Genomic DNA, 24,447 nt, shown 5'->3' on the forward strand with positions numbered 1-24,447 from the left:
TTCAGCGCGTAACACATTACCCCAAGCAGTATCCGCGTTACAGTAGTCTCTTTCAAAAAACAACAGACCCTACAGCCAAACCAGGTTGTAAAAGCGCCCCAGTAACGCCGAAGAATTCTCTGCCGTAATGTTGTGCCTCTCTGAGGGGTAAGTTGTAGTATTGTTTGAAGAGGAGTACTACTATTATTGTTTTTGCCGGGATTTTGGGAGTTTTTTCAGTTTTCCTTCTGATTCTAAGTCTGCCAGAACATCCAGAATTGCAAATACCACATTTTCAGGATTCTTAAGCTCTGGATTCCATCTGGGCATCACAACAATCACCAAAAACTAAATAAAAGTTACGGTAAACATGTCCCGCACCTGGCAAAGTTTTTTAAATGCCAATCATCTAAATCTTTCGGAAAATTCCAAAAGTTCAGAGGTGAGAGAATGCTCAAAAGGCTCGCGAGGGTAATAGTAGAATATCGGATAGCATTTTCACTAGTGGCAATGTTCTTGCTTATTGTATCGATTTATGGTATTCAGAACCTCCGCTTTGAAGGTGATTTAACAAAGCAGCTCCCGCGGGATTTGCCACCAGTGAGAGACTATTTGACACTTCAAAATGAATTCCAAAGCGGAGACTCTGCTTTAATAATTGTTAAAGTAGCCTCTATTGAGGAAGGAGGGGTTTATGACATTAGAGATCCCCGGGTGATTCAGGCTATCTACAATCTTGAGGAGCGTCTGAAGCAGCATGAGTATGTAACAGGTACTATGAGCCTAGCCGATGTATACATTCAGGCGCTGGGGAGGCTCCCTAAGAATGAAGAGGAGGCAAAGTTTGTTTTAAACATGCTCCCCATGGATGTGAAGGCGGGTTTAATAAGCTCTGATTACAGGAGCACAATAATAGTGGCAACATTGAGCTCCTCTTCAGGTTCTCAGACAATCCAGCGCATTTATGGGCAGATGAACCGGGATATAAAGGATTCAAGCTTTCCAAAAAACGTTGAGGTTGTCCAAACCGGAAGCATTGGAATAACCTACCGCATTCTTTCAATGCTCCAGAGCGATTTAAGGGTAACCATGGGGATTGCGCTTCTCTTTGTGGTTCTTCTCCTGATTTACTTCTATCGCTCCCCTATAAAGGCTCTCATCCCATTGACTCCTCTCGTTTTTGGCGTTACAATGACCCTTGGTTTTATGGGACTTCTTGGGATCCCAATGGACATGGTAACGACAGTGGTTGGAGCTATGGTAGTTGGGATGGGTATCGACTATGGAGTCCATGTAACGAACCGCTACTATGAGGAGAGAAAGAAAGGCAACTCAATAGAGGAATCTGCCGAGGAAGCCATAGCGGAGACGGGTAAAGCTCTTCTGGGTGCCGCCCTCACAACGATTGCGGGTTTTGTGGCATTGGGCCTTTCGATTCTCCCGAGTCTCCAGAGGTTGAGCTTAACTTTAATTATGGGACTTAGCCTGGCGGCTTTGAATGCCATTGTGATAACTCCAGCCATCATAATCCTTGAGGAGGATCTCATGAAAAAGATCTGCGGACATTACGAAGTCCCTCAGATCAGAGCGCATTCTGGAGTCATTGCTAAGACATTCACTGTTTTTGGAAGGACTGTTAGAGATCATCCAAGGACCTTCTTGGGCATAATATTCTTGATAACCCTCGTTTTTGGTTATGGTCTAACCCATGTCACGACGGAGGTTCGGCTCGAAAAAATGATACCTGAGGGGGTTCCCGAGATAGAAGTTATGAAAGATGTTCGCTATGAATTTGGAGGTCAGGATGAGGTGGATATGCTTGTTAAGGCTTATGATGTTAGGGATCCCACCATAGTTAGGGATATCTACCGCTTTGAGAAGAGCATTAAAGCCGATTCCTATTACAACAACGTCTTTGAAGCAAAGAGCATTGCGGACATTGTGATCCAAAAATACGGCTATATTCCGGAGGATAGGGGAAAAATAAAGGAAGCCTTGGAGGAAGCGCAGGGGCAGAATCTGGTAAGCGATGACTACTCAATGACCCTAGTTCAATTTAAAGGCAACTTTGGCGGGGTTAGGCCTGATGAATTTGGAGCTATTATGCACTACTTTGAAGAGCAGGCAAAAAATGCAGATGTCCCACCGGGAGTTGAGATAAGACCTGCCGGGGATTCGTATCTGAGCTATGTTTTAGGTGATCTTACAAATCAGGAGGTTGCCAAGATATCGACCTACGGTAGCATTCTTGTTTTATTGGTTGTCATAGTGCTCTTTAGAAAGCCATTGGTTTCCATTGCAATGATACTTCCTATGTTCCTGGGGGCGTTTTGGACCGTGGGCTATATGGGGTTTGCTGGGATACCTTTCAATCAAACCTTGGCTGGTGTTATCTCGATGATAGTTGGCCTTGGGGTGGATTATGGGATGCATTTAACACATCGCTTTTTAGAAGAATTTAATGAAGGGAACCCTCATCCGATAGTAACCGCCCTTGAAGGTGTGGGGCCCGGAATACTTGTGGGGGGTCTAACAACTGCTGGTGGATTTTTGGCCCTTTTAGCCGCCGAGCTGACAGCCGTTCATGACTTTGGAAAGACGCTCGCCGTAGGCATCTTCGCATCAATGTTTGCGGCATTCATTGTTACGCCTGCACTGCTGCAGATATTCTATGGGAACAAAATTAGAGGTGATGAAGAATGAAGAAAGAATTGGGAATTTTATTAGGGTTAGTGCTCCTTTCAAGCATGTTTAACTTTAACGTTGCAATGGCTCAAAGCAGCCTGCTCTTTGAAGGATACCTGGATAAGGGAGAATCCGTCTTTGTGGGCCCCCTTATAGTGCATTTAGCTAGAGTTCAGCAGGCGATGCTCGATGATGGGAGTCTGGGTTACAAGGCAATGGTTGTTATAATAAAAGATGGAAAGCCCATAAATGCAAACTACACGAGCATAGAGATTCCTGATCCTCAGAAAATCCAGCATCTTTTGACAAATATAACTTTCCTCAATGCAATGGGGGAGACGCTTGGATACAACATGACAGACCCCTTGCAGTATGGTCAATTTTTAATGTGGCTTGGGACTGCATCTCAAGAGGAGATAGGAGAAGCTGTCTTTAAAACCATTCAGGAACACCCGGAGCTTGGAATAACACTCGAAGATATTACGAGAACTATAAGCTTCCCCACTTTTCAGCAGATAGGAGAAAACGAGACGATAAGTTTGAACGTCGATGGAGAAAAAGTCACAATAACAGCCCTCCAAGTGTATCCAAATGGGGCAAAGCTCAGCATAAGCGGACCGCCTGGGTGGAAAGCATCAACATTACCCGCGTATATAACAACATGGGTTGAAGCTCCAAAAAGTGTGAAGCCTGGAGATGAGATTACGATTAAGGTGCATCTCAAGAATGAGGGTGCATTGGAAGCCCGCTATGTAACTGTAATTTTATCACCGATGATGCTGAATATGAATTCAAATGGCTCAAATGAGGCATTGGCTCAAACTCTCTCCCAAAGTGGACTTGTTCAAAGCGTTCTCCTGCCTGTGGACAGTGCTACGAAATATGTGGAATACATTGAAGGGAAGGAAGAAAAGGTTCTGGAATTTCACTTTAAAGTCAATGAGAATGCTGACCCTGGAATCTATCCTCTCTACGTTAATGTAATGTATTCGATAGGAATGGGGCAAAGTATGGAAATGATCCAGGGGTTTGATTATTTTGGAATCACCGTTGCAAGGGAAAGCGATGCCACATTTGAGCTCTTGGACGTTGAAAAGCCGGAAAAAGTTTATCCCGGGCAGGATTTTGAGATTAAGGTCAAGCTTAAAAATATGGGGATGGAAGTTGCCAAGAATTTGCTCGTAAAGCTTGAAACAGTACAGTCCGTGGATGATATGACTTCAATACTCATCGATAATTCGAGTGACCAGCAGTATACTTCCATTGTCAAAACAAACAGAGAGGTGCAGTACACTTTTAGGCTTCATGTAAAGGAGGATGCAAAAACAGGAAGCTATCCCTTAACTCTAAAGCTTTCATACTATAGCGGGGACGCAAAGGATGAAAAAAAGCAGGACTTCAAGTTTTCAATTCAGGTTTTGAGGAAGAATCAGGCTTACATAGAGGTTGAGGGTGTTGACACTCCGAAGAGTATAGAGCCCGGGGATGAGTTTACGCTAAAAATAAGGCTCAAAAATGTTGGAGATGAGACCGCCAGGGCGTTCTCTCTAAAGATAGTACCCAGTGAGGTGCAGGTTCAAAGTGAGGTCACCAAAATCGACCTATCGGCAATTCAGAATCTTCCAATCCAAGGAAGCCAGAGCATAAGCGAGAACCTTCAGAGCGCCTTAAACGATATCATGAAGGAGCTTGCAAAGCAGAAAGTTGATGCTTTTCTACCTGTTGGAGAGGACAATGCTAAATATGTGGGTGAGCTGGCACCGAATGAGGAAATTGCAATTGAATTTCACCTAAAAGCCAGTGAGAGACTTGAGAGTGGAGTATACCCCCTGAAGGTTGATATTGAGTATCTGAGCAGTCCCGACGATGAGAAAATTAGTGATGAGCGTGTGATAGGTATAAGCGTTCTAGGAAGCGAGCATTTGATAATCTCGAAGGTCTCCACATCGCCGAGCAGAGTTTTAGCGGGAACAAACAACGTTGAGGTGAGCCTTGAAGTGGAGAACATCGGAAGCGGGAGTGCCCGTTATGTTATTCTAAAACCTCTGCCCGAAAAGCCCTTTGAGCTGAGCGAAACGAGCGAGCAGCTCATAAATCTCGGCAGCCTTAAGGGAGGAGACTCAGCAAAGGCTGTCTTCAGGGTGAACGTTGACGGGGATGCAAAGGGAGGAAACTATGAGATCCCTGTGGAGATTGATTACAGGGACAGCAGTGGGGATGAGAAGGAGCTCAGGGTAAATGTGCCCATAATAATAAACGAGAAGCCCAAGGTTGTGGTGGAGAGCGTTAGATTTGATAAAACACCCATGCAGGGCGAAGATGTGAAAATTTACGTGAAGCTCAAGAATGTGGGTGGAGAACAGGCAGAGAACGTCATAATAGAGGGCGTCGTCAAAGCAGATCAGCCCTTTGCACTGGGCAAGAGAACGGACTATGTGGGGGATCTTAACCCCGGAAAGGACGGAGAGGGTGTTCTTGAGCTGAGCATAAATCGCGATGCTATTCCAAAGGACTACACCATCCAGGTCAGGATTAGAGCAGTGGGGGACAAGGAGAGCGGTGATGATAATGTCTATGTCTTCGAGGACTCGATAAAGGTGCCGGTGAAAGAGAACCTTAAAACAAAGGGCAATTTGGGAAAAGCAGGAATTTTAATAGGGATCCTGGCAGTGCTGGCAGTGGTAATCACATACATGAAGAGAAAGAGGTGACCTTTCCTTTAATGCCGGTGACATCAGCATTTGAGAAAAGGTTAAATCTTTCAACGATGATATTCTCTGGAGGATGAACCATGAGGGCTGCAATAAAAGTAGTTTTAATAATATTTTTGCTGCTTATTTCGTGGATCGGGTACCTAGCTTTTTCCCTTACTCATCTAAATCCTCAAATAACGGCAGAATGGGGATATGTGGACGAAAATAGGACTGAAATATGGCTCCATGTAAATCTTGGAAGGGGCATACCTCTCTCTTTGAGCATAGATGATGCAACATTAGCACTTGGAGTGGTTCCCTTTGGAGAAATCCGGCATGCTGAACTTGGCTTTATGCAAAAGACCATTGACCTTCCACTTGTTATAGACAATAAAAATGCAGTTCAGGCATTTAAAGTGCACATAGGGAATGGTGAGAGCAGTAAAATCACAGTTGTTATGGATGCTTCCATATTCGGGGTCCCGTTTAGAAGGGAATTCAACCGAGATATAGAGACGGATATCCTTGGAGAGCTTGATTCGACTCTAGAGAGCATTCAAACGGGAAGCGAGGAGAATGCACTCCTGCAAACTCCTCAAATACAGCGTGTCTCTTCCAGATGGGGAGAAATCGTAGGGGCTATCACGATTTATAGCGACGTAACATTATACAATCCAAACATCTTTCCGATTCCCGTTAGGGGGATTGAATATGAAATCTACATGAATGACTATAAGGTTGCCCATGGTGAGCTCCTGGGTGAGACGACGCTTCCATCAAAGGGCAGCGCTACTCTGAGGATCAAAACCTTTATAGACAGTGAGGTTCTCCCAAAAGTGTGGGCTGAACACATAGAGAACGGGGAGAGGAGCAAAATAAGAGTCTCAATATACCTAAAGTCCACCATACTCGGAAAAGAAATTAAGGTCAAGATTGCTGATAAAGAAGAAACGATTGAAACAGACCTCTTGAGTGAACTGAAATTCGAGGGTTAATTTAAAAAGAAAAGTCATCCTCCAAACTTTTTCTCTTTTGCTGCTTTTACAAGACCCCTAAAAACAGGAGCAGGGTTCATGGGTCTCGATTTGAGTTCGGGGTGATACTGGGTTGCAATGAAATATGGGTGCCCAGGCAACTCCAGGATTTCCATTCTCCTCTTGTCATCTCCCGAAATACCGCTGAAAACAAGTCCCTTGTTCTCCAGCTGCTCTATGAATGTGGGATTAACCTCCCATCTGTGTCTGTGCCTTTCATATATAAGCTCCTTTCCGTAAAGTGCCCTTGCTAGAGTTCCTTCCTTTATTCTCACCGGATATGCACCGAGCCTCATTGTCCCGCCGAGTTTGTCAATTCCCCTCTGCTCCGGAAGTAAATCCACAACGGGGTATGGGGTGTTTGGATCTATCTCCGTCGAGTGTGCACCTTCAAGTCCTAGGACATTCCTTGCGAACTCCACAACAGTCAGCTGGAATCCAAAGCATATACCGAGGAAAGGTATGCCCTTCTCTCTCGCATAGTGAACCGCCATTATCTTTCCTTCTGTACCTCTTGCACCAAAACCACCGGGTACAATTATTCCATCCACTCCTTTCAGGAGTTCGTATCCCTCTTTCTCCACATCTTCTGATTCTATCCACCTTATCCTGACCTTTACCCCGTTTGCAACGCTGGAATGCTTAAGCGCTTCTTTAATGCTAAGATAGGAGTCAGCCAGCTTAACGTATTTGCCCACCACTGCTATCTCCACGGTTTCCTCCAGCCTCTTGTACTCCTCCACCATCTCCCTCCATGCCCTTAAATCCGGTTTTCTGTCTTCAAGTCCGAGGCTCTTTGTTATATACCTTGCAAGCCCCTCCTTTTCGAGTATCAATGGGACTTCGTACGTATCCTCGACGTCGTAGGCACTTATAACAGCTTCCTCAGGTACGTTTGTGAAGAGGCTTATCTTCCTCCTTGCACTTTCTTCCAATGGATCTTCACTCCTCGCTATGATCACATCCGGCTGAATTCCAAGGCTCCTAAGCTCCTTAACACTGTGCTGGGTGGGTTTTGTCTTCTGCTCTCCAACGACCTTGAGCTTGGGAACATAGGTAACATGGACGAATGCGACGTTCTCCCTTCCTTCTTCGAGCTGCATCTGGCGGGCAGCCTCAAGAAATGGCATGCTCTCTATGTCGCCGACGGTACCTCCGATTTCAACGACCACAATATCGTAATCTCTGGCTATTCTCCTTATACGCTCTTTGATTTCGTTTGTTATGTGGGGAATTACCTGAACAGTTGCTCCGAGGTAATCACCGCGCCGTTCCTTCTCAATTACGGAAGAATAGACCTTTCCTGTGGTTATGTTGTGTTCGAAGGTTAGACTCGTGTCTAAAAAGCGCTCATAGTTCCCCAAATCCAAGTCCACCTCTCCTCCATCGTCGAGCACGAAGACCTCTCCATGCTGGTATGGGTTCATCGTTCCAGCGTCGTAGTTCAAATAGGGGTCTATTTTTATGTTTGTGGTACGGAAGCCCCTTGATTTCATTAAAAGGCCGAGAGATGCACTTGTAATGCCCTTTCCAAGTCCGCTCACAACTCCACCTGTGACAAATATGAACTTTGCCATGTCAAATCCTCCAAAAGTTATGTTGTGATTTGATTAACAAGTGTTTAAAAGCTTACCGCGTGGACACATGCGAAATGCTTAAATAATATCTTCTCATGACTATTGCTGGGGGTATTGATGCAGTTTTTTGGAGATGTGATTGATAAAACCTTTAGAAGTTGGAAATTTTGGGCTTTCCTTATGCTGGCGGTTATGATGACCTATGTCCTGTTTTTTCCATTTTTTGCGCCCCTCATAAGAGATTACAGTGAGCTGAACACTCTTAAGGAGAGAATGTTTGGGGAAAATGATGCAATCACATGTCATCGAATATATTCCATGGATCCCGAAATATTTGAGAAGATTAACACAAGCTGTCCCGGTAAATATTATCGTCCCGGTACTCCTACGATGGAATACGGGGGTTTGACCGTCTATTCCGATACATACCAAGAATTTCTAAGGATAAGGGAGAGAACAATGGAGGATATTCACAGGGCGATCCCCTTTCTCCTGATCGTCGCGCTCGTGAGTATTTACTTCAATTATGTTCTGGTCGGGGTTGCGTACAGGAGTGCCAATGGGGAGCAGGTTATCATTAAAAATGAACTTGTGAGGGGTATTAACTCCCTCCCCAGCCTGCTTGTGGCGGAGCTCATGGTCTTATTCGCCGTATTTCTGCTGGGTGTGACTGTTGGAGCCCTCCTCTTTGCGGTTTTTAGGGGATTTGGGATGATTTTGGTATCCTTCCTCATGCTTCCTGTAACCTCGCTTGTAGCCCCTGCTTACTATCTCACAGGAAACATTATCCCCCTTGGAGAAATATTTAATGCGATAAGAAATAATCCCGCGGGATACCTGGTTCTGGCACTGGTGATAACGATACTTAACTCTGCATTTAAAGCAATTTACAGCAACTATATCCCTCTATGGAGCTTGCTTCTCCTAGCGGGGTTGGGACTAATGAAGTTCCTCGTTGATAGCGTGGGAGGTCTAACAGTCTATCTCGGAGGAACTGAAGAGGAAAAAGGGTGAGAAATACAAAGATAAAGATTAAGCTTCGCTTCCTCCAAAGTGCAATCCTTCGCCCTCACTTCCGTTTTCAATCTCTTTAATTTCAAAAACCTTCAAAGGAACCTTTTTCAAGGCTTTTCCAACAACTGCTTTGGCTATCCTCTCCGCATGTTCCACGCTCTGTGCGTTGAACACCTTCAAACTCAGGTAGATTCCAACAAGACCCACGCTTCCGATAACAAAAGCGCTCTCAAAGGGGTTTCCACAAACGGGGCATTGTGAATATCCAAGTTCGACCCTCACAAAATCCAGCTTCTCTTTATTCAAAGCCTTTGCCACCTTGGAAACGGCAACGTTGATTGCATCCTCCGAAGTCTCAACGTCTCTCACGATAATTGGCGCTTCCAACACCACGACATAATCTCCCATGTTCTCACCTCATCCAAAGGCAAATAGCCTATCATCTTCGCCTTTAAACACTCCCAAGCGAACACCTGCGTCTATGAATCCATGTGCATAGTTCAATGCCGCGAAAGCAGTTACATAGTCGCCTTTTTTGTAGTAGTATTCGGCGTCGCTATAATAGCTTCTGGCCATGGTTAAAAAGTCTTTCGCAACAGAATAGAGGAGGCTCTTTTTATGGACAGCAATTTCGAGCGTCTCAAGTGCCTCTCGTGTTATTTTAAAGTATCTCTGAAGCTTCTCCTCGGTTATCTCTCTCATTGGCGTCCGCCTCGATTAGTGGTCAATGCTGAGTGCTTATAAAAGTATCGGATAGAACCAAAAGTTTATATATCTCAATGGTAAATACCTTACGTAAGATATGGAGGTGACGAAATGTTTGTATTCTTCGGGATATTTATGGTGTTCTGGCTTGTGGGCTTGCTCGCAATGCTATGGGTGATATATGATGTGCTCACAAAGCAAAAAGCTATGCCGGATACGGAGAAGCTTATCTGGGTCATTGTGGCAATATTCCTGAACTGGATTGGAGCTATCATATACTTTTTCGTGATCAAGAGGGAAGGGAAATACGAAGGCTCAGAGCCTTCCGTGATATAATAGCTTAACCAGCTCTCTTGGGAGCCCCTCCCTTTTGATCTTCTCTTCAATGATCTTTCTTTCATACCCGACCTCTATAAACTTGGCATCGAGCTTTTCAGTGTTTAAAATGGCAAACGTGCTGTTTTGTCCATTGGTGGGGACCAGGCCCAGACTTCCTGGAGATATTACCTTCCCGTATCTCGTGAAAGCTTCAAAGGGCAGTTTTGAGGAACCAATGAGAAGGAGCTCATATCTCCTCATGGGTCTCATTAGTGCTTCGTAGTATGACTGGGGTTGCTCAGGCAGGACTTCTCCTCCAATCGGATCTAACGGGCTTCCATATACTCCAAAAATTTCATTGCCTCCGATTTTGTCCACCAGATATATAGGGAGACCTCTTATGAACTCCCTGCCATCGTGATCAAGGCTCTCCCATGCATGCTTGAGCGCCCTCTTTACATACTCCGGCTCTCCGATGGTATCAATATCTCTCTTGCTTTCAGCTTCTGCTATTATCTGATCATACCTCCCCCGTATCACCCGCACGTCATTTTTCTTTATGAGGTCATCGAGGGTGTCAAAAATCTCCCTCGCATATGGAAAAATCCCCACAACATTTCCGAGGATGTAGAATTTTTCGATTCTGTATCCTTCTTCCTTCAATTCTTCAATCTTTGATAGGGCTGCGGCAAAAGCTGGGAAGTTCCCGTTTATGTTTGCCATGAGAGCTATGTGCATGGTACCACCTCCCAGCTTTTTCTAACAAAAGTTAACTAAAAGAGATATTTAAAATTTTTGGTGCTATGGGGTCTGGAGCAAAATTGTGAGTGAGATTTTTAAGCCGGCTTGGAGAATGCAGAAAAGTCAATGCTCTCTTAGATGCCATCGGGATAGCAGGAGTATCCTACTAATAGTTACGTCGCTCTGGTCAGGGCATCAAAAACCGTTTAACCCTTTTTTATCACGACAGATACTACCTTACCACCAGCTTCAGCTTCCCTATGGAGACCTCGAAGAGGTAACCCTCTCTAATCAGCTTCTCTATCAGCTCGCCTGCATCTCTCGAATTAAAGCCATACTTCACAAGCTCCTCATAGAATTCCTGCTTATCCACGATTTTATCAACGGATGTTGCTTCCAGATCCATGAAGATGCTCAAAGCGATCTGTCCTCTTTTATCAGTATCCACAAATTTTTCGTAGGAGGCGATGCTCTTTATGAGCTCCCTCTCGGAAAGCTCATTAATCCATGTGTCAACCAGATCCTGATTTATCGTGAGCACATTGTTTACAATGCTCTTGCTCACCCTGCCTTCAAAGCGGCTCATCTCTCCTAAAAGGTGCATGCTCAGCAGAAAACGCATATTCGTCTCAAAAACCCTCCCGTTCAATCGGAGGGCATCAAATTTTTCCCCGTATTCCCTCCTGTTCTTTCTGAGCCAGTCATTAAACCTTCTCCTGAAGTATCTTAAAACTGCATCATCCGGGGAGAATGTTTTGAACTGCTCCCTCGCTAGGTGAATGGTTACTATCAAGTTGGGAATTAACTGTTCAAACTCCCTATTCCTCTCGTATCCTATAGGCTTGCCTGGGATGAATGGAGTCTCGGAGAGATAGGCGAGGGGATCGTTTGGTTTGAGATTCGAATAGCGTTTGGGTGCTAAAAATATTGCCCTGCGCTCATTGAGAACCGGTCTGGCCCATTTAGACGCAGGAATCTCCTCCCCCAGAAGCCTTCTATTTTCGGGGGAATAGTATTTTATGGAGGCTCCTTGAGGTGTGAAGAGCTTGAAATCCAGATCCAGATCCTCATCAACATATGAGAACGCCTTTTTTGAAGTGCGCGGGCTCATGAGGTGGAGCTCTCTTGGGAAAAGACCCAACAGGTACCTCATGGCGCTCCACAGTGATTTGATGACCTTCTCATTGTCTTTGAGCGTTGAGAATATAGATCCCTCTCCAAGGGGAGCACCCACTATGGACGGGGAAGCGAAGAGAGAGTAAAGGAGGGCGATCTCAAGCTGATAGTTGTCCGTGTAGAAAGTTTCGAGGAAAAGACGCTCCATCTCATGCCTGCTCAAAGCGTACTCCTTATAGTCGAGCCAGTAGTTTTCGTATCTGCCTGCTTCCATTTCCCTGACATTTATTGTTCTTAATGTTCCACATGGATATGCCTCAATGGTTCCCCTAACCCTGACGTACTCCCCACCCTTAAAACTCAGGGCGGGATTTAGAGAGCTTTTATCCGTTATCTTCAGCACGGCAAAGGATGTGAAGCCATCCTTAATCCTGATGTCGGAGGGCGAGAGGGGGGATAGCATATAGTAAACGGCGTCTTTTGGGGCGTAGGCTGGCTGTCTCAGGAGAAGAAAGCCTTCTACCTCTATTTCATCCCCTAAATGATGCTTCTGAAGGGTAAGCTGGAACTCCCTAGCCCTTGTGGAGGGCTTCAAAGGTTCGGGCTTTTTAAGCGCCTTTATGAGAGAGAACAACTCCATGATCACACCATAATTAAATAGGGAGGGAGGCTTTAAAGTCTTTCTACACCCTTCCTGACCTTAACCGCCATCCCTTGTTTGAATATTTTGAGCTCTCTGCCATTCAAGAGGGTCTGTCCCGTCCCCAGGAGCTCATCCTCTTTGTTCACAATAAGGACTTCATCGTAGGGTCTTATCCCTTCATCTGCATCGACAACGAACTTTGCAAAAACGCTCTTTCCCCTCCTCACAAAAGGCTCGGCATCTTCATTCACGACAACCCGCATCCTCGGGTACTCCAGGATATCCATAAGTCTCTTGGCTCCCTCTATGCCCAGTGTTAAGAACCCATCAAAGGCCCTGAATGTTGCCAGATGCTTTCCATTCACCTTTATCTGTCTCGGCATTCCCGTTTTCCTCGATAGCTCGACGAGAGCATTTTCAAAGGCACGTGAGGCACCTTCCCCAAACTGATACTCGGCTATGGCTTTTATGTAAGTCAAAGCCTCCTTTCCGCTTGGTTTTGATATTCCAAAGTCTTCCTCACCTTCACTCTGGGCGAAAGGGAATGTGAGCCCGAGATACTTGGGAATCTCTCCAAACAGGGGGTGTTCAATTTTTTCCCCAAACTTTTTCCCCACCCTTTGGGCCCTCTTCTTAGCCCTAAGCACAATGGGCCAGCGCATGGATTCTTCGCTTATCTTGAAAAGTGCGGACCCCTTTGTTACCGGCTCATTCTCCTCCAGATATTCCCTATACTCAAGGAGGCGATTGTAAGCCGCAAACATCTTGGGGTGAGACCGTGCACGCTCATCCACAAGCTCCCACAAAGTTCCCTCCTTTATAGCCTGCTTCACTCTATTCAACTCCTCCCTGATAATCCACAGGTTGTGAAGTGCCAAAAGCCGTGTCCTTTCTTCTTTGGGCATCTCACGGAGCTCCCGGGGCGTATGGCGTGAGCATATGGGGCACGAGCATGGGAAGTATTCCAGTTCATCAAGCTTCTTTGTGCCCTCCGGGGTTAGATACCTGTCATCTTTGGCATACAGTGCATATGAAGCTGAGTCAAAGAGATCCACACCCATTGCCACTGCCAGAGCGAATATCATGGGATGTCCTGCCCCAAAGAGGTGCACAGGCCTGTCGGGCTTCAAACCCATTTTCGAATTTACTACAACGTCTACCAGTTCCCTGTACCTATATGCTTCCATTAAGGGAACAACGGCTCCAATTGGATGAATTTCAAAATTCATCTCACTAAGTTTTTGAGCTGCATACCTCCTGAGATCAAGGTGGGTTGAACCCTGTACGGTGGCGTTCATGGCTATTTCCTTTATTTCCTCTGCTTCCTTGGCTCTCTCAAGGGTGATTTTTAACTCTGCCTCGGCTTTTTCTCTTGGAGCGTCGGGGATTGTGGGGATATCGAGGAATGTTCCTATGTCCACGCCAATTTTGTGCTGAAACTCAATGATCTCCCTGTTTGTGACATCTATACCACCATAGCGCATGAGCTGGAAGCTCCCCGAATCAACCTCTATTATCCCATCATAATCAAGAAGCTCATGGATCCCCCTCTCAAGTGCTTCCTTTCTGAGATTTTCATCTTTGTATATGATGTAGGAGTTCGTGATTATTATTCCAAACCCCATTTCCTTGAGCTCTCCCGGAGTCACTATCAGCTGTCTTGGATTGACAACTGGCATTATAGCGGGTGTCTCAATTTTTCTCCCATTTATCACCAGTTTTCCCAATCTTCCTGCTGCATCTCTCGCTCTTACCTCAAATCTGAATTCCACCATCTATCTCACCCATCGAAAGTGGACACTTGGGTTTAAAAGCTATTCCAAAAATGTGAGAATTCGGAGGAGAGTTAATGTCAGGAGGCATGAGACCACAGGCGCTAGTATCCATCCCAAAATTATATTCCAGACAAGTATCCGGTTGATTCTCTCTCCTTTTAGCACTCCAACCCCTAAAATTCCTCCTACAACTGCTTGACCAGAACTTACCGGTAACCCAAATGCGTTTGCAATTGTTACTGCCATTTATGATCCAAATTGAGAAGAAAACGCTGAGAGGGGACCCAATGAGACTAGTTCCCTACCGATAGTTCTTATCACGTTGTAGCTGAAGGTCAGCGCTCCCATTATAAGCCCAAATGAGAGCAATCCCCTTATCAGCCATCCCTTGAGGGAGAAGCCGTACAATATTATCCCGATGACGTTTGAAAGTTCGTTTGCTCCCAGATTAAATGCTGTGTAGGAAGCACTTAAAATTATCATCCACTGGTAAGTTAGTTCGACAGTTCTTATGCTCTTCATGTCGTTTATGAAATATCCGTATGCCCTTAGAGCTCCGATGGCTAAAATTCCCGCGACTACCGGAGAAATGCCAGGCCAATTTTTGAAATAACATGCCAGTTCACCTGAGAGCCCTGAGCTATCCCAACTCCTATAATGGCTCCTATAACCGATTGGGTGGTCGAGATGGGAAGGGCTTTTAAGCTTGCAAACGTTACCGCAAGGGCTGAGCTGAATAGGGCAATTGAAAGATACTCCATATTGTGAACTGGGATAATAGTTCCTCCCACGGTGTAGGCAACCTTTGAGCCCCCTACGAAAGCTCCCAGGGTTGTGAAGAGGGTTATTAAAAGGATAGACTGTTTGAAGGTTAGCACTTGGAATTTAAACTTAATGCTTTCTTACAAAGTGTGAGAAATAACCGTAGAGGTGTAATGTTAGATAGAAAATTGCCCAGAACCAGAGGAAAACCGGGAAAAGCAGGCTATTCAGGAGGGAACCCCCTTCCACAAGAGTTGGTATGAGCATCGTGCTAATCTCAAAAACAATAAAGATTCCAAGCAGGAGCCAATTTTGCGTTAGGATAAGCAGAAGAGGGAGCAAAACATCTAGAAGTGCTATAAAGTCCCCTAGAAGCAAAAAAAGGCATTCTTTCAGAAAACCCCCACCTAAATGATCTAAATCTCCCAAAAACCATCTTTTTCTCTGTTCCCAGAGAATTCTGAGATTTTCTGGCATCTCCGTAAATGCCTTTGCTCTGGGAGCATAAACAACCTTTCCAAATTTTTTGGTTTCCTTTGTGGTTGCATAGTCCTCAACACCGCTCTCCACAAACCCACCAATTCTTTCAAGTGCCTCCCTTCTAAATGCTGAAACTGGCCCCGGTGCAACACTTAAATCTTCCATTTCTTTTGCTCTTCTGAACATTGCTATCCTTAAATGCTCCACATCCTGTGCTCTGGTTAGAAAGGAGGCATTAAAGACTCGAACCTGCCCTCCAGCTGCCAGAACCTCTTCACCATAGAGGCGTTTCACAAGTTCCTTAACAGCATCTTTCTCCAGTTGGGTGTCTGCATCTGTGGTGATTATTACATCTCCCCGGGCTCTGGATAGGGCGAAGTTGAGAGCTCTGGCTTTTCCTCCATGCTCTATCCTGAAAATCCTCAATCTCTCATCTCTAATTGAGGATGCTCTTTCAAAGGTTCCATCCTCGCTCCCATCATCCACAAGGATTACCTCGAAGGAGGGGTACTCCTGGGATAGTGCATGGAGAAGGGCTTTTTTCACGTTTTTTTCTTCATTATACGCTGGAATTAGAACGCTCACAAATGGAGTCCACTCTTTAATCCTGTAATTCTTTAATAGGCTAATTAAATAATTGAAGAAAAAGTATCCATCCCAGAGAAGGATCAGAGAGAGGAGCACTTTGATGAACATAATGAAAAATTAATAGGGAGATTTTTAATCTTTCCCCTGGAAAAACATCAATAAATAGAAATCCTCTTCACGCCTTCAAGCTTTGAGAGTTCGTTTATAAGTTCTCCCGGGATTCCCTTTTCTGTGATTATCGTTAGTGTAGCTTCGGGATAAAGTTCGGGATCCTCAGCAACAACCTGCACGATGTTTATTCCCCTATCAGCAATTTTGGTTGCGATCTTGGCAAGGATGCCTATTGCTCTCGGTTCGGGTTCAATCTCGATAACTCCATAGCCAACATGCCGTCCAACATACTTCATGTGCACTGTTGGCTCGAGCTCCATATAAACTTCCCTGAGCTCGGGTATCTTCAGTATCATTGCAACGGTCTCCTTTACGACTCTCCTATCCACATCAAGTGCCTTTGCTATCTTTGTGTAGGGGACATCAATGTTCCCGCACTTTATTTTCATGTCCTCTGTGACCTTGAGGCCATACTTTAGCAGAGTCTTTGCTATCTGCTTTCTAACGGGGTATTCGTCAAAGTAATGCTCAAGTCTTCCCCACATATCCATCACCCACCATATACGTTCAACACTAAACTATAGGATACATTATTATTAAAATGTTTCCATGCCTACATAAACTCCGCATGATTGTGTTCATTGGGGTTTATAAATTTTCACCTCTGCTCCCTTTCCGAAGCTGCGTAAACTATATTAAGAAGCAGGATTATCTAATAAAAGGTGGTTAAAATGGTGATGCGTCTGTCAAAAATTTATGGAAAGCAGATATACACAACAAAAGGGAATTATGTGGGTTATGTTGATGAGGTATTGATAAACATTGAACAGGGAAGCGGAAAGGTTCTTGCCCTCGGTCTCCCGGGGGAAAGGATAGGAATCCCCTACGAGAAGGTTACGGCAATTGGTGACATAATACTTGTGGAAGTGAGAGGGGATTAACTCTCTTTTATTCTTAACGCCTCCAAAAACTTTTCTGTGATTGCCTCCTCCACCAGCCTCAGCAGGGAGTTCTTATCCTTTGCAAGTTTAAAAATTCCCAGACTTATCCTTGCTCCACCCATCTGGGTATGTCCTCCAGCGCTTCCAATATCACCGAAGGCTTCCTTCAAAGCCTGTCCTATATTCACTCTCACATCCCTAGTCCGTGCCGATATTTCTATTCTATCATCAACAATTCCAAAAACGAGCACTGTGGAAACTCCCTCTAATCTCAATAAAAAGTCTGCGGCTTGAGGTACAGCATCTCTGTTCGTTATGAAACCTACATTTGAGATTAAAACGTTTTTATATGCCCTTCTGTTTAACACAGCCTTTGCGAGAATTTCCGCAGCTTCGGTGGATATGTCCGGATTTTCAATCTTCTCAAGGAGTTCGTAATTGATTCTGTTTGCTAGAAATTCGACCGCTTCAAGCTCCATCCTGCTGAGTCTGGAGAACTTTTTCGTGTCCGTGTAAATTCCATAGAAAAGTGCGGTTCCCAGCATGGAATCCACACTGATGTTCAGCGCCCTCAAGTACTCCACCATTATTGCAGAGGAAGAATTAGCCTCAGGTCGAATATCTATGAAAGCTCCATTAGATATCCTATCCTTTAAGCTCTCTAGGATTTGGTGATGATCAATTAGAATCTGTATCCTGTTAAAATCATCTTCTTCCAAAATGCTGACATTTCCATTTGGTTGGCAATCTACAATGGCAATGAAGGGATGTCTTTTGATTTCATAGGATCCTCTGGAGACTTTTAAAAGATCAAGTCCTAGGAGGTTCACAAAAGCTCTGTTTTCGTGATGGGTTATTTCTCCTCCATACACGACTTTAACATTAAAACCTGCTGTTTGGGCGATTATTTTAAGAGCAAAGGCGCTTGCCATTGCATCGGGGTCAGGATTATCATGCATAACTATAAGGAGAGAGTCTCCCTTTTCTTTAAGCTCCATGAGCTTTTTATAGAGCAGGCTTGCATTTTTTCTTTCGGCAAAGGATTCTATCAGGGATATTATTGTCCTGGAAAGGGCAATTCTCGGTGAAAGGGCATGGTTAAACTTTGCTTCAAATTCAATCTCCTCTTCGATTTCCTTTTGGAGCGCTTCGGGAGAAATTTCATCAGGAATCACGGTGATAATTGGCACTTCCTTGTTGTTGGTTCTGATGACCTGCGTAGCTCTCTTTATAGTTGAGATATCCATGGTGGTAATCACAATTAAATCCGCCTTGTCAATGCCCGCTTTCAGCAAGGTTGCGGTATAGTTAAAATCTCCAACAACAACATTAAAACCGCTCTCAATGAGTGCTTTTGCTCTGCTATCATCTTTCTCAATAATGGTAATGTTCATTTCACCCTTTAGAGCCTCAGCGAGCGTGCGGCCAATGGTTCCCCCACCAAGTATTAAAACCTTCATGTCCCTCACCTTATTAATACAATAATGCTTAAATACTAGCTTAAATGTATATCTCTTGGGAAACTATCTAATTATTTTGGGAGGCTTTGCCTATATATACCTAATGGTGGTGCATATGCAGCTGCGAGGAGTTGAATCATATAGGGAAAACCTTGTTGTGATGTCAAGAGAGGATTTCCTCCGTGAAATAAGCGATGCATTGAAAGACAGTGCGGGATTGTTTCTAAAAGTCGTCACAAAGGACTCCTCAAACAAATATTACTTCACTGTTCTTATCGGCAGGAACAGGATTATGGGTGTTGATGGAGAGATTATCGATACAAAAAGCCAAATAATTGGGAAGGATGCTGTGGAGAAGCTTGGAATGCTTCTTTCAAATCCTTTAATAGTCGATATATACAAGCTGGATGAGATTACACTGAAGATAGCACTGGCGGATAATATTGATGTGTACAATGCCACCCCAAAGATCACTATTGAGGAACTTTTGAAACTCAAACTTCCGGAACTTCCTGAAAAGGAGGAGAAAAAGGTAATTCAAGAGGAGAAAAAAGAAATCGAAGAGAAACCAAAGCCCGTTCTTAAGAGACGGATACCAAGGAGAGTTGAGGAAATCAAGGAGATTGTGGAAAAGGAGGAAATCAAAGAAACTGAAGAGAAAAAGGAAGAGGAGATTAAACCCGAGGTAATAACTCAGGTGAATGGACCTGATGCTCTGAGGAAGGCTGTGGAGGAAGGATTTGAGGAATATTTGAAGGCTGTCTTTAAGGATATCAAAACTTTGAAGGATACAAAAATCTTGAAAGTGGAAATAAATGGAGAAATTAGGACAGGCGTTGTCTATACGACAATTAAAATAACAGGAGAAAGCGGAAATGCAGAACTTGCTAAGAGAAAAGTAATGTATTTTGCAAATAGACATATCCCCGTTATAAACAGGGTTTCGGGAATTAAGCCAATACTGCAGAACATCCAAACGGAGATTTTAAGCAAAGGCTCTGAAGAAGCCAAAGAGGCAGAAAAGACGTTAAAAGCAAGTAGAAAATCTGAAGAGGCGAGGATAGTTATAAATGCCTCTCCAGACCTTAAGCCCTTCTTCACAGCATATGCAAAAAATGTTCTAAGGGATTTGAAATCTGAGGGCTTTAATCCAACCTACTGCGAAATAGACGTCATTGAAGGAAAGAGCTTGGAACTTCATGTGTTTGTAAAGGGCAGGTCTGCGACGCTGTCGAGGATAGGGGCTCTCACAATGCTGGAAAGAATTGCCAAATCCCATGCTAAAAGCCTCTCAAATGAGATCAAAAGAAACATCGTAGTCGATACCGCCGATGCCATTGTTGAGGGAGTTGAGGCTCCAAAACCGCAGGTTTCAACCACTCCTGCGGAGCAGCAGTCCACTGTAAAACCCCAAGTAAGCTCCGACAAGGTTGAGGAAATATTGAAGAAGAAAAAAGCAATTGAAGAAGAAGTTGAGAGGCTCTTAAAGCAGGCGGGTGTTGATGAGCTCTCATATCTCACAGAGGAGAAAAAGAGGGAATCTAGAGAGACTATAATAAGGACCCGCGTGGAACCTGCCATGAGGGCACTGAAGGAAAGCATACAACGAGAATTAACCACAATACCGAGAACGAAATTTAAATGGCTCAAGATGAACTGGGACTTTAATGAATCGGCAGTTGAAGTCAGCTTAGAAATAAGTTTCGCTAAAGAAGAGCAAGAAGGGTTATTCGGCTCATTCTCAAATGTTCAGGAGGATAGGGTAAAGCAGGATGCTCAGAGGACGATAATGAACCTAATGACAAATATAGGAAGAGAATACGGAGTTTCGATAAAGCCAAAGAAGCTCCATATAATCGTGCGCTGACTTCTCTGTTTTTAATTTTGGCTTTATTACCAAACTAAGCTCCCAGGGCTCGAATTGATCGAATTAACCCCCAACTTCAGTTGCATCGATAAGGAGGATAGAAGGGGCTAATTTTGTGTTGCCCGCCCGTAACCCCCGCTATCATTGAAGCCATAGGGCAAGCTCAAGCGGGTTAACCCAGGCGGGCAGAAGAGTGTACTCGACCAGGGTTTCCCACGGTCATCACTGCTCCGTAACGCGGAAAGCCCTCCCGTGGGGACCTCGCTATGGTCGAGCTGTTGCCCCCGCATCGCACTCACTTTCACCATTCAAGTGAGTCCTCGCGCAGGGGCATTATTATATGGGGGTGTATCATTTTATAAAGTTAGCTAACTGCTTCGCTAAAAGGGAATTTTAAGAGGGAAAATGTGAAGGTCAAGATCGTCGAATTCAAAGGGCAATTTGCAGAAGGTGCTGAAGCACTCTATAGCACATTAGGCTGGAAATTCAGCCCGAAGCTCGTCAATATCTGGGAAAGCATGAGGAACTATTCAAAAGTCCTAATAGCGTTGTCTGATGATAGAGTCGTTGGAAAGGTAACTCTCGATGTAGCTTTCCCGCCTTATGCAGAGATTGTCAATTTAATAGTGCATCCCGAATACCAAGGAAAGGGAATTGGAACAAAGCTCATAGAGGAGTGCATCAAAATATCTGAAAGCAAAGGACACAATATTCAATTTTTAATGACAGAATACGATAATATTCCCGCCCTAAACCTTTATAAAAAGTTTAACTTTTATCCAGCGATACTCTCTAAAAGAAAGCAACTCTGGCTTTTTAGGTTTGGAAAAGGCAGCTTTGTCGAAAACTTTCTCAGGACTCACCCTCTCTTTGAGTTCAAGGTTTCCAGGAAAAAGGTTAGCTTTCACGGTGAAAAACTCTATGAGATTTCTTTTACTGATATTATGAGCAATGCGCGCTTGAAAGTTTATTTTAGAGGCCAACCGGGGCAAGAAGGGACAATGCCGAGAATTGCGGGAATTTCTTTTATGGACAGAGAAAGGGCATTTGATTTGCTTGCCTATGAGAATCCATTTGAGCTTGAGATCTTCAATTACGGAGAGGACTTAAGCTTAAAGATAGAGCCTTTAAGCCCAAAAGGTTTGGAAGTTTTCGTTGAGAAACAGATTCAGATTTTAAAGCTCTCCAAGAACCAAAACGAAAGGATAAAGATAGATTTTAAGAAAACTAGAGACTTTGATATTCTCCTTGGGTATCTCTCATTTAAAACCGTTGTTGTTTCATTTAGAGTAAATGAAAATTTTGTGATTTCAATTGGAGAAGATTGTAGATAGTCAAACATCATCTTTTCCTCTCTCTTCCAAAAACTTCTTCAGAATCTTCGCTTTTTCAATTCTTCCAAGCTTGAGATAAGCTTGATACTCATACTCCAGCGACAGAACGGGAATCTTCATCCCTTCAATTTGCACAAAGCGCTTGTATTTGGTTATATCCACCGGTGGCTCCCATTCATCATTAACTTTCTTTTGAATATCCCCCATTATCTCGACCTTAACGCCTTCAATCATCAGCGCTCCAAAGTGCGAGCGGATTTTCTCACTTTCCTTAAATCTCACGGACTCAACTACAAACTCAGAAAAGAAGTGCTCGATTTCATAAGCTCCTTCTTTGTCCGTCTGGATATCAATATCATGGGGCTCAACGGAAACTCCTTGGAGCGCAAAACCAAGGCTCCCGGTAACGACCCAGTTCACATTGCTATCCTTTAACCTTTCATACAGCTTATAGAGAACTTTGAGGTGGGTTTGAGGAATCATCTTGGCACCTCAAAGATTTATATCTCAAAGTTCATAAAAGATTTTGGTATTACATATTGAACCGTTCTAATTTTTCTTTTTAAAACTCTCCGTATTTTCACTTTCTGAGATATTGAATATATTGATTTTTGTAAAATTTTTAAATTTTAAAATAATTGTTGAATTTCAGTTTACTTCCTAGAATTATTTTTTATTAATTTATTTCTGTTTTGGAAATTAAGCTCTTTAAGGTTTACTATTTTTAAAAAGCGAATTTTACTATCATAATCAAAAAATTTAAATAGCCTAATGGACATAATAGTCATGAAAATTTCCCATGGTGATGACAATGCGGTGGAAGTTGCTTGGTGTTTTGTTACTTAGTTTGTTGGTTTTGAGTTCTTTTAGCCTCGTTAGTGCAAACAAGACGCAAGATCCTTGGGAAGAGTGGGCAAAAGAACATACTCTAAGAGTACTCGTCGTTGAAGAGCTCACATATAAAAATGGAGAGCTTGTTAAACAAGTTGAGTACACTGGGAATGAGTTAAACGCTAAATTTGGAGTTCGTAAACTTTCAAGGATTGAAAAGACTAAAGTAGACAAAAAGACTTTAGAAAAGCTTTATCCACTGAAGGCCCAAGCCCTAATTGCTGGAAAAGTTATAAGAAAAGTTTATTACAAGACAACAGTTATAACCACAAGTGATGATCCATTCCCATGGTGGGAGTATTATCCATACTTGCCAAGATGGACTTGGAAAGTATGGTACGATGAATTTAGTATCCCTCATTATGAAAAGGCAGATCCAGTGAACTTAGTTTGGGAAGGTGGGACAAAAAGTGAAGTTAAGATAGTGCTTGACAATGCGGGATGGTATGATTGGGCAGTTGCATCTGATCAATATATTTATGATCCACCACAATATGGCGGTGGGGGCTGGGAAGAAGGGGATGACATGGCAACCTCTAGAACGTTCGGAGCAAGATACCACATAAGGCTCTGGGTAATATACAATGGAAAAGTAATTGGATCTGCTCATTATGAAGACAGGGATCACGATGTCATATCCTTTGAGCAAGCTGAAGAAGAAGTTTCATCCTACTATTACTCTCCTTGGGTTATAACTCCAGACTGCTACTGTCTCTATAATTCCATCTCAGACCCTTACAATGACGGATACGCCACGAAAATCAAAAAAGGGTGAGAAACTATGCAAGAGAACAGAAAAGCTTTCACTTTCTTACTTTTTACAACTCCCTTATGGGCTCTTTCAATGGTATGTATAAATGAACTTGCTCAACATTATCCTAAGATTGTCGACATGCTCCCGGGATTCAGAGTTTGGTACGACTTATATTCAGGGAGATATCTGGTGAGCGACTCTTATGGATTTATTTATCCCCTCCTCTTTTTGGCGTTGCTCACAACAATTTTTCTACGGAATACTAAAGTCCCTTTAGTTGAGTTTGCTGTACTCTCCATATTGGTTCCATTTATTGTGCTTTTTATTGCTACAATAATAGGCACCCTTACACCACCCCCATCTGCTTATCGTGATGATGAAGTTGTCACTTTCTTTGCATTTTACGTTATGCCCGTTACTTCGTTCATCTCTGGGGTAACTTTCTATTACTTGCTTTCTCGTATTACTTCGGGAGTTTACAAAATGTCGGGGTGATCCATGTGGTGTCAATGCGGTGGAAGTTGTTAAGCGTTTTGTTACTAGGTTTGGTGGTTTTGAGTTCTTTTGGAAGTGCTGAGATCAGCGGTAATGATAAGGGCAGGGCTTGTCAGCTTGTGCGTTATTGGGTTTTTGAGAATGGGCAGTGGGTTGAGAAGAGTGAGCCCAGAGTCTGGTGGTACTGCCAAGAACCTGAAAAAGCCAAGGGTTTTGATGGGTTTGCATTCAAAGAAATGCCTTACGGAATTTTTAAGAAGCCTGATGTTAGGATTCTACATCAAGCTACAAGAGATTTAACGGATTTGGTGGGAATTGACGAGCTTCATGGAAAATTCTCCACCAATTTGCCTTCTTACGTAGGAATGTTTATTAACGAGGAGAAAGGATTAATCTTCGTGTACGTGAAGGACGAAAAAGACAAGGAGAAAATCAAACAAGCATTAGGAAAATACAGAGGGAAAGTAAATGTGGTATTCCTAAA

General features: G+C 43.7%; 24 protein-coding genes and 1 pseudogene. 10 read left to right on the forward strand and 15 right to left on the reverse strand.

Translation table 11 applies throughout. The features are described from left to right. Positions 1-183: 183 nt before the first annotated feature. Positions 184-321 carry a hypothetical protein gene (locus ACXJGZ_RS01255; protein WP_456397971.1) on the reverse strand — a complete coding sequence of 46 codons (138 nt, stop codon included), beginning with the start codon at positions 319-321 and terminating at the stop codon, positions 184-186. A 108-nt stretch (positions 322-429) separates the two neighbouring features. On the opposite strand from ACXJGZ_RS01255, the gene ACXJGZ_RS01260 reads away from it, so the two are divergent. The 3 genes from ACXJGZ_RS01260 to ACXJGZ_RS01270 all read left to right on the forward strand — a co-directional run bounded on the left by ACXJGZ_RS01260 (position 430) and on the right by ACXJGZ_RS01270 (position 6,352). Beyond that, entirely contained in the window at positions 430-2,682 is a 2,253-nt protein-coding gene (locus ACXJGZ_RS01260) for a hydrophobe/amphiphile efflux-3 (HAE3) family transporter (protein WP_456397973.1), read from the forward strand. Then, complete coding sequence (locus ACXJGZ_RS01265) at positions 2,679-5,375, forward strand: COG1361 S-layer family protein (protein WP_456397974.1); 2,697 nt, start codon at positions 2,679-2,681, stop codon at positions 5,373-5,375. The genes ACXJGZ_RS01260 and ACXJGZ_RS01265 overlap by 4 nt, the downstream gene beginning before the upstream one ends. 80 nt (positions 5,376-5,455) lie before the next feature. After that, positions 5,456-6,352, forward strand: coding sequence for an LEA/WHy family protein (locus ACXJGZ_RS01270; RefSeq protein WP_456397976.1), 897 nt, complete (start codon positions 5,456-5,458; stop codon positions 6,350-6,352). A 14-nt stretch (positions 6,353-6,366) separates the two neighbouring features. Here the strand turns inward: ACXJGZ_RS01270 and pyrG are convergent, their stop codons facing one another. Beyond that, positions 6,367-7,968 carry a glutamine hydrolyzing CTP synthase gene (gene pyrG, locus ACXJGZ_RS01275; protein WP_456321899.1) on the reverse strand — a complete coding sequence of 534 codons (1,602 nt, stop codon included), beginning with the start codon at positions 7,966-7,968 and terminating at the stop codon, positions 6,367-6,369. A 180-nt stretch (positions 7,969-8,148) separates the two neighbouring features. On the opposite strand from pyrG, the gene ACXJGZ_RS01280 reads away from it, so the two are divergent. Continuing rightward, positions 8,149-8,982, forward strand: a complete 834-nt coding sequence (locus ACXJGZ_RS01280) for a hypothetical protein (protein WP_456397982.1) — start codon at positions 8,149-8,151, stop codon at positions 8,980-8,982. A gap of 18 nt (positions 8,983-9,000) precedes the next feature. On the opposite strand, the gene ACXJGZ_RS01285 is transcribed toward ACXJGZ_RS01280, so the two are convergent. Both ACXJGZ_RS01285 and ACXJGZ_RS01290 read right to left on the reverse strand, forming a co-directional pair. Further along, the gene (locus ACXJGZ_RS01285; RefSeq protein ID WP_293253746.1) at positions 9,001-9,390 is read right to left on the reverse strand and encodes a DUF555 domain-containing protein; all 390 of its coding nucleotides are present in this window, start codon (positions 9,388-9,390) and stop codon (positions 9,001-9,003) included. Between the two features lie 9 nt (positions 9,391-9,399). Beyond that, positions 9,400-9,684, reverse strand: coding sequence for a DUF357 domain-containing protein (locus ACXJGZ_RS01290; protein WP_293253743.1), 285 nt, complete (start codon positions 9,682-9,684; stop codon positions 9,400-9,402). A gap of 114 nt (positions 9,685-9,798) precedes the next feature. On the opposite strand from ACXJGZ_RS01290, the gene ACXJGZ_RS01295 reads away from it, so the two are divergent. Then, the gene (locus ACXJGZ_RS01295) at positions 9,799-10,023 is read left to right on the forward strand and encodes a PLDc N-terminal domain-containing protein (protein ID WP_456326786.1); all 225 of its coding nucleotides are present in this window, start codon (positions 9,799-9,801) and stop codon (positions 10,021-10,023) included. On the opposite strand, the gene ACXJGZ_RS01300 is transcribed toward ACXJGZ_RS01295, so the two are convergent. The 8 genes from ACXJGZ_RS01300 to trpY all read right to left on the reverse strand — a co-directional run bounded on the left by ACXJGZ_RS01300 (position 10,003) and on the right by trpY (position 16,766). Then, positions 10,003-10,743 carry a metallophosphatase family protein gene (locus ACXJGZ_RS01300; RefSeq protein WP_456397985.1) on the reverse strand — a complete coding sequence of 247 codons (741 nt, stop codon included), beginning with the start codon at positions 10,741-10,743 and terminating at the stop codon, positions 10,003-10,005. The genes ACXJGZ_RS01295 and ACXJGZ_RS01300 overlap by 21 nt on opposite strands. A gap of 235 nt (positions 10,744-10,978) precedes the next feature. Next, on the reverse strand, positions 10,979-12,502 hold the full coding sequence (locus ACXJGZ_RS01305; RefSeq protein ID WP_456397987.1) for a hypothetical protein: 1,524 nt from the start codon (positions 12,500-12,502) through the stop codon (positions 10,979-10,981). A 32-nt stretch (positions 12,503-12,534) separates the two neighbouring features. After that, the gene (gene tgtA, locus ACXJGZ_RS01310) at positions 12,535-14,280 is read right to left on the reverse strand and encodes a tRNA guanosine(15) transglycosylase TgtA (RefSeq protein ID WP_456326789.1); all 1,746 of its coding nucleotides are present in this window, start codon (positions 14,278-14,280) and stop codon (positions 12,535-12,537) included. 39 nt (positions 14,281-14,319) lie between these two features. Further along, positions 14,320-14,526: an inorganic phosphate transporter gene (locus ACXJGZ_RS01315; RefSeq protein ID WP_456397989.1), complete on the reverse strand. Its 207-nt coding sequence runs from the start codon at positions 14,524-14,526 to the stop codon at positions 14,320-14,322. Beyond that, a complete protein-coding gene (locus ACXJGZ_RS01320; RefSeq protein WP_456397991.1) occupies positions 14,527-14,802 on the reverse strand; it encodes an inorganic phosphate transporter in 276 nt (91 codons plus the stop codon). 56 nt (positions 14,803-14,858) lie between these two features. Continuing rightward, complete coding sequence (locus ACXJGZ_RS01325) at positions 14,859-15,158, reverse strand: inorganic phosphate transporter (protein WP_456397993.1); 300 nt, start codon at positions 15,156-15,158, stop codon at positions 14,859-14,861. 13 nt (positions 15,159-15,171) lie between these two features. Further along, positions 15,172-16,218, reverse strand: coding sequence for a glycosyltransferase family 2 protein (locus tag ACXJGZ_RS01330; RefSeq protein WP_456321890.1), 1,047 nt, complete (start codon positions 16,216-16,218; stop codon positions 15,172-15,174). Positions 16,219-16,265: 47 nt separating this feature from the next. Next, positions 16,266-16,766, reverse strand: a complete 501-nt coding sequence (gene trpY, locus ACXJGZ_RS01335; protein WP_293255732.1) for a TrpY family transcription regulator — start codon at positions 16,764-16,766, stop codon at positions 16,266-16,268. Between the two features lie 186 nt (positions 16,767-16,952). On the opposite strand from trpY, the gene ACXJGZ_RS01340 reads away from it, so the two are divergent. Then, positions 16,953-17,162, forward strand: coding sequence for a PRC-barrel domain-containing protein (locus ACXJGZ_RS01340; RefSeq protein WP_293255723.1), 210 nt, complete (start codon positions 16,953-16,955; stop codon positions 17,160-17,162). Here ACXJGZ_RS01340 and ACXJGZ_RS01345 read toward each other — a convergent pair. Next, on the reverse strand, positions 17,159-18,622 hold the full coding sequence (locus ACXJGZ_RS01345; protein ID WP_456397996.1) for a DHH family phosphoesterase: 1,464 nt from the start codon (positions 18,620-18,622) through the stop codon (positions 17,159-17,161). The two genes, ACXJGZ_RS01340 and ACXJGZ_RS01345, sit on opposite strands and share 4 nt — an antisense overlap. A 115-nt stretch (positions 18,623-18,737) precedes the next feature. Here ACXJGZ_RS01345 and ACXJGZ_RS01350 point away from each other — a divergent pair, with 115 nt between their 5' ends. Beyond that, positions 18,738-20,489: a DUF2226 domain-containing protein gene (locus ACXJGZ_RS01350; RefSeq protein ID WP_456321892.1), complete on the forward strand. Its 1,752-nt coding sequence runs from the start codon at positions 18,738-18,740 to the stop codon at positions 20,487-20,489. Positions 20,490-20,896: 407 nt separating this feature from the next. Then, entirely contained in the window at positions 20,897-21,823 is a 927-nt protein-coding gene (locus ACXJGZ_RS01355) for a GNAT family N-acetyltransferase (protein WP_456397999.1), read from the forward strand. Here ACXJGZ_RS01355 and ACXJGZ_RS01360 read toward each other — a convergent pair whose 3' ends face one another. Further along, a complete protein-coding gene (locus ACXJGZ_RS01360; protein ID WP_456398001.1) occupies positions 21,824-22,306 on the reverse strand; it encodes a nucleotidyltransferase domain-containing protein in 483 nt (160 codons plus the stop codon). A gap of 322 nt (positions 22,307-22,628) precedes the next feature. Between ACXJGZ_RS01360 and ACXJGZ_RS01365 the strand changes: the two genes are divergently transcribed. Further along, positions 22,629-23,489 carry a hypothetical protein gene (locus ACXJGZ_RS01365; protein ID WP_456398003.1) on the forward strand — a complete coding sequence of 287 codons (861 nt, stop codon included), beginning with the start codon at positions 22,629-22,631 and terminating at the stop codon, positions 23,487-23,489. A gap of 191 nt (positions 23,490-23,680) precedes the next feature. On the opposite strand, the gene ACXJGZ_RS01370 is transcribed toward ACXJGZ_RS01365, so the two are convergent. Continuing rightward, positions 23,681-23,812: a hypothetical protein gene (locus ACXJGZ_RS01370; RefSeq protein ID WP_456398005.1), complete on the reverse strand. Its 132-nt coding sequence runs from the start codon at positions 23,810-23,812 to the stop codon at positions 23,681-23,683. A gap of 165 nt (positions 23,813-23,977) precedes the next feature. Between ACXJGZ_RS01370 and ACXJGZ_RS01375 the strand changes: the two are divergent. After that, a pseudogene (locus ACXJGZ_RS01375) lies at positions 23,978-24,447 on the forward strand (S1 family peptidase); the annotation flags it as partial.

This window comes from Palaeococcus sp. (in: euryarchaeotes) (assembly GCF_053987695.1).